Annotated in this window: 7 protein-coding genes; 6 read left to right on the top strand and 1 reads right to left on the bottom strand. The window is 73.4% G+C overall.

Annotation, left to right across the window (positions count from 1 at the left end):
- Positions 1-104: 104 nt before the first annotated feature.
- From ACFWJO_RS12120 to ACFWJO_RS12095, 6 genes are all read left to right on the top strand, one after another.
- Positions 105-1,928 carry a PQQ-binding-like beta-propeller repeat protein gene (locus ACFWJO_RS12120; protein ID WP_386864609.1) on the top strand — a complete coding sequence of 608 codons (1,824 nt, stop codon included), beginning with the start codon at positions 105-107 and terminating at the stop codon, positions 1,926-1,928.
- A 199-nt stretch (positions 1,929-2,127) separates the two neighbouring features.
- Positions 2,128-2,802 carry a LuxR C-terminal-related transcriptional regulator gene (locus ACFWJO_RS12115; RefSeq protein WP_386864608.1) on the top strand — a complete coding sequence of 225 codons (675 nt, stop codon included), beginning with the start codon at positions 2,128-2,130 and terminating at the stop codon, positions 2,800-2,802.
- A 158-nt stretch (positions 2,803-2,960) separates the two neighbouring features.
- Positions 2,961-4,001 carry a galactose-1-phosphate uridylyltransferase gene (gene galT / locus ACFWJO_RS12110; RefSeq protein ID WP_386864607.1) on the top strand — a complete coding sequence of 347 codons (1,041 nt, stop codon included), beginning with the start codon at positions 2,961-2,963 and terminating at the stop codon, positions 3,999-4,001.
- Positions 3,998-4,960: a UDP-glucose 4-epimerase GalE gene (gene galE, locus ACFWJO_RS12105; RefSeq protein ID WP_386864606.1), complete on the top strand. Its 963-nt coding sequence runs from the start codon at positions 3,998-4,000 to the stop codon at positions 4,958-4,960. The genes galT and galE overlap by 4 nt, the downstream gene beginning before the upstream one ends.
- A gap of 3 nt (positions 4,961-4,963) precedes the next feature.
- The gene (galK, locus tag ACFWJO_RS12100; RefSeq protein ID WP_386864605.1) at positions 4,964-6,118 is read left to right on the top strand and encodes a galactokinase; all 1,155 of its coding nucleotides are present in this window, start codon (positions 4,964-4,966) and stop codon (positions 6,116-6,118) included.
- 238 nt (positions 6,119-6,356) lie between these two features.
- Positions 6,357-7,082, top strand: coding sequence for a LuxR C-terminal-related transcriptional regulator (locus ACFWJO_RS12095; RefSeq protein WP_386864604.1), 726 nt, complete (start codon positions 6,357-6,359; stop codon positions 7,080-7,082).
- On the opposite strand, the gene ACFWJO_RS12090 is transcribed toward ACFWJO_RS12095, so the two are convergent.
- Entirely contained in the window at positions 7,041-7,538 is a 498-nt protein-coding gene (locus ACFWJO_RS12090; RefSeq protein ID WP_384423424.1) for a MarR family winged helix-turn-helix transcriptional regulator, read from the bottom strand. The two genes, ACFWJO_RS12095 and ACFWJO_RS12090, sit on opposite strands and share 42 nt — an antisense overlap.
- Positions 7,539-7,668 lie beyond the last annotated feature (130 nt).

The following is a 7,668-nucleotide window of genomic DNA, read 5'->3' as shown; positions in this document are numbered from 1 at the left end:
GGGGAGGGACCCCCCTGGGAGGGCGCGCAGGCGGAGGGGGGGCCCCCCCCCCCCACCCCCCGTCCGTCCCGCCCGCTTTCCGACCCGACCGAGGTATCCACGTCATGACGCAGCCGCCGCCCCCGCCGAACCAGCCCCCGGGGCCTCCCCCGGGTGGGTTCGGTGCGCCGCAGGACCCTCCGCCCGGGGGCTTCGGCGCGCCGACGCCGCCGCCCGCGCAGCCTCCGGCCCAGCCGCCGTACGGCTATCCCCAGCAGCCGCCCGCGCCGCCCCAGCAGCCGCCCGCGCAGCAGCCGTACGGGTATCCGCCGCAGCAGCCGCCCGCGCAGCCGCAGGAGTACGGCTACCCGCAGCAGCAGTATCCGCAGCCGCAGTCGCAGCAGCCGTACGGCTATCCGACGCAGCCGCAGTACCAGCAGACCCCGCAGGCACCCGTGGTGCCGCCCGCCGGCGGCAGGAAGCTGTCCGCGCAGATGCAGATCGTCATCGCGGCGGTCGTGGCCGTCGTGCTGATCATCGGCGGCGGCGTCTGGTACGCGAACTCCGGCGGTGACGACAAGACCGACGACGCCGGCGGCAGCTCCGGCGCCGCGACCGCCGGCCAGGACGGCGGCAAGGACGGCGGAGGCATCGGCGGGGGCGGCAAGGAGAAGGTTCCCGCGAACCCGAAGTCCACCGCGTCCTTCAAGCTCGACCTGCCGAACGTCCCGGACATCACCGACGTCACGGGCTCCTGGATCACCGACAAGGCGTACGTGAAGACGGGCGTCGACTCGGTCGTCGGCTACGACCTGGACAAGGGCACGGTCCTGTGGACCCTGCCGCTGACCGGCCAGGTCTGCGGCGCCTCGCGCCACATGACCGCCGACTACAAGGTTCCGGTGCTCTTCGAGGCCACCAAGCGGGTCGCGCCGCGCTACATCCAGCCGTGCACCGAGGTGGGTCTGCTCGACCTGTCCACGGGCAAGCTGGTGTGGTCCGCCTCGGTCAGCGGCGGCAGCGCCGGCGACAAGAAGGTGACGTTCAGCGAGGTCACGCTGCACGGCCAGACCGTGGCGGCCGGCGGCCTCGACGGCGGCGCCGCCTTCGACCTGGCCAACGGCAACCCGCGCTGGAAGCCGCAGGCCGACGCCGCGCAGTGCAAGGACCTCGGCTACGGCGGCGGCGAGGGCCTGGTCGCCGTGCGCAAGTGCGGGACGTCCGACGACCCGACGGTGATCATCCAGAACCTCAATCCGACGACCGGCGCGCCGATCTCCCAGTACAAGATGCCCAAGGGCGTCGACTGGGCGGGCGTCGTCTCCGCCAAGCCGCTGGTGGTCGCGGCCGACGTCGGCGACACCGCCGGCGACGGCAGCAACATCTCGGACTTCTTCTCCATCGACGAGAAGACCGGCAAGCTCAAGGCGAAGATCACGGCGGACGCGGACCGCTACGCGGCCCGCTGCCGTTCGGCCGCGGTCGAGTCCTGCACGCAGGTCGTCGTCGGCAACAACCGGCTCTACCTGCCGACCGAGGAGCACGAGGGCAGCACCGGCGAGTACGGCGACGAGACCAACGAGATCGTCGCCTTCGACCTGAACAACGGCCAGCTGGCACCGAACAAGTCCGACGCGGGCGACCGCTACACGCTGATCCCGCTGCGCATGGACGGCGGCAACGTCATCGCGTACAAGTGGCCGCCCTACGACAAGGGCGGGCAGATCGTCTCCATCGACGGCGGCACCATGAAGCCCACGCTGCTCATGGAGAACCCGTCGGACAAGGAGACTCGCTCGGCCGAGACGAGCTTCAGCTCGATCGGCGCCGAGTACCGCTACGCGAACGGCCGGTTCTTCGTCTCGCAGCGGCTCGTCAGCAAGACGAAGAAGGAGACCACCTCCTATCTGAAGTCGTACCTGGCGATGGGCTTCCGGGTCGGCGGCTGACCGGCCGCAGCCCGGCGGCAGCGCCGTGACCGTGGGGTCCCTCCGTTCCGGAGGGGCCCCACGGCCGTCTCCGGGGGTGGGTGGTTCCCGCGGGTGTCCCGGCGATTGGGGCAAAGCGGGGCGGGGGAGTGTGCGGGGAGTGTGTAGCTTGCCGGGAGGGTGGCCGGGGGAAGGCCGGCCCGGGGATGGGGGAGGAACGATGGGCGTACGGCTCATGGTGGTCGACGACCACCGACTGCACGCGGAGGCGCTGGCCTCGGCGCTGAAGCTGCGCGGGCACCGGGTGCTCGCCGCGGCGGCGCCGGTGGCCGGGGCCGCCGAGCTGGTGGTGAGCCGCGCGCCGGAGGTCTGCCTGCTCGGCACGGCGGCGCCGGCGGAGCCGGGCACCTTCGACCCGGTCGTACGGATCAAGCGCGAGCGGCCGCAGGTGGCGGTGGTCGTGCTCGGCCCGGTGCCCTCGCCGCGCGGGATCGCGGCGGCCTTCGCGGCCGGCGCCTCGGGCTACGTCCGGCACGACGAGCGGATCGAGGGCGTCGAACGGGCGCTGATCAAGGCGCGGGCGGGCGAGTCGGCGGTGGCGCCGCAGCTGATCCAGGGAGCGTTCGCCGAGCTCCTGAACCCGGCGGCGCAGCCGGACGACGAGGGCCAGCGGCTGCTGCGGCTGCTCACGCCGCGCGAGGCGGAGGTCCTGGTCCGGGTGGCGGAGGGCGAGGACACCCGGCTGATCGCGGCGGGCATGGCGATCGCGCCGAGCACGGCGCGCACACACGTGCAGCGGGTGCTGATGAAGCTGGGCGTCGGCTCGCGGCTCGAAGCGGCGGCGCTGGCGGCGCGGACGGGGCTGCTGGACCGGGTGCCGGTGCAGCGCGTGTGACCGGGCGGGCGCCTTCGCGGGCTCCCGCTTCCTCAGGAACCTCTTGCGAGGGAGACCACGCGGGTCGCGTGGCGGCGGGTGTTGACCTTCGATGTTTGATTGTGGTTTTTTATGGGTGGTTCTGTTCGATGGAAGCCCCCGTCCTGAGAAGGCCCCTCGTGAAGAAGACCGTCACCCGCCTCGCCGACGGGCGTGAGCTCCTCTACTTCGACGCGCACGGAGACACCGTCCGCGACGCGCCCGACCGGCGCACGCTCGACCCGGTGGTGTCCGCCTCCGAGATCCGGCACGACCCCCTGCTCGACGAGCACGTCGCCATCGCCTCGCACCGGCAGGGGCGGATCTACCACCCGCCGGCCGACACCTGCCCGCTGTGCCCCTCCACGGAGGACTGGCAGAGCGAGATCCCGGCCGCGGACTACGAGGTCGCCGTCTTCGAGAACCGCTTCCCCTCCCTGTCCGGCGCCAACGGCCGCTGCGAGGTGGTCTGCTTCACCTCCGACCACGAGGCCTCCTTCGCCGACCTCGGCGAGGACCGGGCCGCCCTCGTCCTCGCCGCCTGGACCGACCGCACCGCGGAGCTCTCCGCCCGCCCCGGCGTGGAGCAGGTGTACTGCTTCGAGAACCGCGGTGCCGAGATCGGCGTCACCCTCGCCCACCCGCACGGGCAGATCTACGCCTTCCCCACCGCCACCCCGCGCACCGCGACCATGCTGCGCAACGCCCTCGCCCACCGCGCCCGTACCGGCCGCAACCTCTTCGAGGACGTCCTGGAGCGCGAGCGGGCCGCGGAGCGGGTGATCCTGGCGGGCGAGCACTGGACCGCCTTCGTGCCGTACGCCGCCCGCTGGCCGTACGAGGTGCACCTCTACCCGCACCGGCGGGTGCCGGACCTCACCGCCCTCGACGAGGACGCCCGCGCGGAGTTCCCCCGGCTCTACCTGGAACTCCTGCGCCGCTTCGACCGGATCTTCGGCCCCGGCCAGCCGCCGACGCCCTACATCGCCGCCTGGCACCAGGCTCCGGTCACGGGTCCCGGCCGGGACGAGTTCGCGCTGCACCTGGAGCTTTTCACCGTCCGCCGGGCCTCTGGCAAGCTGAAGTACCTCGCGGGCACCGAATCCGGCATGGGCGCGTTCATGAACGACGTGTCGCCGGAGTCCGCGGCCGACAGACTCCGAGAGGTGGCAAGCAGTTGAGTAAGTACCTGGTGACGGGCGGAGCCGGCTATGTGGGCAGCACGGTCGCCGCCCACCTGTTGGAGGCGGGGCACGAGGTCACCGTCCTCGACGACCTCTCCACCGGTTTCCGCGAGGGCGTGCCCGCCGGGGCGACGTTCGTCCAGGGCCGCATCCAGGACGCCGCGAAGTGGCTCGACGCCTCGTACGACGGCGTGCTGCACTTCGCCGCCTTCTCGCAGGTCGGCGAGTCCGTCGCGAAGCCGGAGAAGTACTGGGACAACAACGTCGGCGGCACCATGGCGCTGATCGCCGCCATGCGCGAGGCCGGCGTGCGCAAGCTCGTCTTCTCGTCCACCGCCGCCACCTACGGCGAGCCGGAGACCGTGCCGATCACCGAGTCCGCGCCGACCGCGCCGACCAACCCGTACGGCGCGACCAAGCTCGCCGTCGACCACATGATCACCGGCGAGTGCGCCGCGCACGGCCTGGCCGCGGTCTCGCTGCGCTACTTCAACGTGGCCGGCGCCTACAAGGAGTGCGGCGAGCGGCACGACCCCGAGTCGCACCTCATCCCGCTGGTCCTCCAGGTGGCGCTCGGCAAGCGCGAGGCCATCAACGTGTACGGCGACGACTACCCGACGCCCGACGGCACCTGCGTCCGCGACTACATCCACGTCGCCGACCTCGCCGAGGCCCACCTGCTGGCCCTCGACGCGATGACGCCCGGCGAGCACCTGATCTGCAACCTCGGCAACGGCAACGGCTTCTCCGTGCGGGAGGTCGTCGAGACCGTCCGCAAGGTCACCGGCCACCCGGTGCCCGAGGTCATGGCCGAGCGCCGCGCCGGGGACCCGGCCGTGCTCGTCGCCTCCGCCGAGGCCGCGCGCGAGCGGCTCGGCTGGACCCCGTCCCGCCCGGATCTGGCGGCCATCGTCGAGGACGCGTGGGCGTTCGCGCGGAAGAAGGAGCAGGGATAACGGATGAGCGGTGTCGCGGCGGAGTTCGGTGAGCTGTACGGGACCGCCCCGGACGGGGTCTGGGCGGCGCCCGGGCGGGTCAACCTGATCGGTGAGTACACCGACTTCAACGAGGGCTTCGTGCTGCCCTTGGCTCTGCCGCACACGGCCGTGGCCGCCGTCTCCCGACGGGACGACGGCGTGCTGCGGCTGCACTCCGGGGACGTCGACGGCGGCATCGTCCGGCTCGACGTCGCCGGCCTCGAGCCCGGCGGGGGCGGGCAGGGCGGCGGCTGGGCCGCGTACCCGGCGGGCGTCGTCTGGGCGCTGCGGGAGGCCGGGCACGCCGTGGGCGGCGCGGACGTGCACCTGGCGTCGACGGTGCCCACGGGCGCCGGGCTCTCCTCGTCGGCCGCCCTGGAGGTCGTCACGGCCCTCGCGCTGAACGAGCTGTACGGGCTCGGGCTGTCCGGACCCGAGATCGCCCGGATCGCGCAGCGCGCCGAGAACGCGTTCGTCGGCGTGCCGTGCGGGATCATGGACCAGATGGCCTCGGCGTGCGCCGCCGAGGGGCACGCGCTGTTCCTGGACACCCGCGATCTGTCGTACCGGCAGGTGCCGTTCGACCTCGCGGCCGTCGGGCTGCGGCTGCTCGTCGTCGACACGCGGGTCAAGCACGCGCTCGGGGACGGCGCGTACGCCGAGCGGCGCGCCGGGTGCGAGGCGGGTGCGCGGGCGCTCGGCGTGCGCGCGCTGCGCGACGTCGACGCCGGGCAACTGCCCGACGCCCTCGGGCGTTTGACCGACGAAACGGTTCGTCGGTACGTCCGGCACGTCGTCTCCGACAACGACCGGGTGGCCCGGACGATCGCCCTCCTGGACGCCGGGGACCCGCGTGCGGTGGGCCCCCTGCTCGTCGAGGGGCACGCGTCGCTGCGGGACGACCTGCGGGTGTCCTGCCCCGAGCTGGACCTCGCGGTCGAGACGGCCGTGGCGGCCGGGGCGCTGGGGGCGCGGATGACGGGGGGCGGTTTCGGGGGCTCCGCCGTGGTGCTGGTGGAGGACGGGCTCGCCGAGGACGTGACGAAGGCCGTACGGGCCGCCTTCGAGCGGGCCGGCTTCGCCGGGCCCGGCGTGTTCGGCGCCGTGCCGTCCGCCGGGGCGCGCCGCGTGGGGTGACACCGGCCGCGCGCCGGGGCGGAGTTCCGCGATTTTGCCGCGGGGCGTCGGGGGCGCCCCTACTCTGGTGCGCAGCACCGGTGGGGGCCGGTGCTGATCAGGGGTATCGAGACCCGCCGGGTACGGCGCCCGGGGCGGGGGTATCTGTCATGGCACGGCGGCGGCCGCGCGACCGACGGGACCCGCCCCCCGGCGCCGTACCCGTGCCGGGACGTTCCTCGACCGACTGGGGGTGTCCGTGGCTCGTATCCGTGTTCTGGTGGTGGACGACCACCGCGTCTTCGCCGAGTCGCTCGCGGCCGCGCTCGCGGCGGAGCCGGACGTCGACGTCGCCGCGGCGGGCAGCGGGCCCGCCGCCCTGCGCTGTCTGGACCGCGCCGCCGCGGAGGGGCGGCGGTTCGACGTGATGCTGGTCGACGCCGACCTGGCGGGTGCCGACGGGGTCGAGCTGGTGGGCCAGGTACGGGAAGGGCGGCCGGCGCTGCGCAGCGTCGTGCTGGCGGAGCGGGACGACGCCCACCGGGCGGCGCTCGCGCTGCAGGCGGGCGCGTGGGGCTGGGTTGCCAAGGACTCTTCGCTGCAGCGGCTGCTCGCGGTGGTGCGGGGCGTGCTGCGGGACGAGACGCACCTGCCGCCCGCGTTGCTGACGGGGGTGCTGCGGGAGCTGACGGAGGCCCGGCGGCACCGTACGGAGAGCGAGCAGCTCGTGGAGTCGCTCACCCCGAGGGAGCGCGAGGTGCTGCGCTGCATGGTGGCCGGCCTCGGGCGGAAGGCCGTCGCCGAGCGGCTCTTCCTGTCGCCGCACACCGTGCGGACGCACATGCAGAACGTGCTGGGCAAGCTGGGCGTGCACTCGACGCTCGCGGCGGTGGCGCTGGCCCGGCGGGCCGGTGTCGGGCCGGCGGAGGATCCGGGGCCCGCCTTAGCCGGGGATGTTGTCGAACGGGGCGGTCAGCTGGCGTAGCAGTCCGGCGAGTTCGCCGCGTTCGGTGCGGGAGAGGCGGGCCAGGATGGCGCGCTCCTGGGCGAGCAGTCCGGCCAGCGCCTGGTCGGCGCGGTCGCGGCCCTCGGGGGTGAGGCGGACGAGGACGCCGCGGCGGTCGCTGGGGTCGGGGAGCCGTTCGACGAGGCCCTTCTTCGCGAGCCGGTCGATGCGGTTGGTCATGGTGCCCGAGGTGACCAGGGTCTGGGTGAGCAGCTGGCCGGGGGAGAGCTGGTAGGGCGCGCCGGCCCGGCGCAGGGAGGTCAGGACGTCGAACTCCCAGGGCTCGAGCTGGTGCTCGGAGAAGGCGAGCCGACGAGCGCGGTCGAGGTGGCGGGCCAGGCGGGAGACACGGCTGAGCACCTCGAGCGGTTCCACGTCGAGGTCCGGGCGCTCGCGGCGCCATGCAGCGACCAGTCGGTCGACCTCGTCCTCCATGGCGATCAGTGTAGAGGGTCTGTTGACATAAAGTCTCTTGGCGTCATGAATCTCCACATCAAGTTTCTTGACATCGAGATATAGTCTTCTTGACTATGGGGAAGGGACCGGGCCGGAACTCCGTTCCGTT

The sequence above is a fragment of the Streptomyces sp. NPDC127092 genome (genome assembly GCF_042722475.1).
Taxonomy (GTDB): Bacteria; Actinomycetota; Actinomycetes; order Streptomycetales; family Streptomycetaceae; genus Streptomyces.
This window is presented reverse-complemented; position numbering and strand designations above follow the sequence as displayed.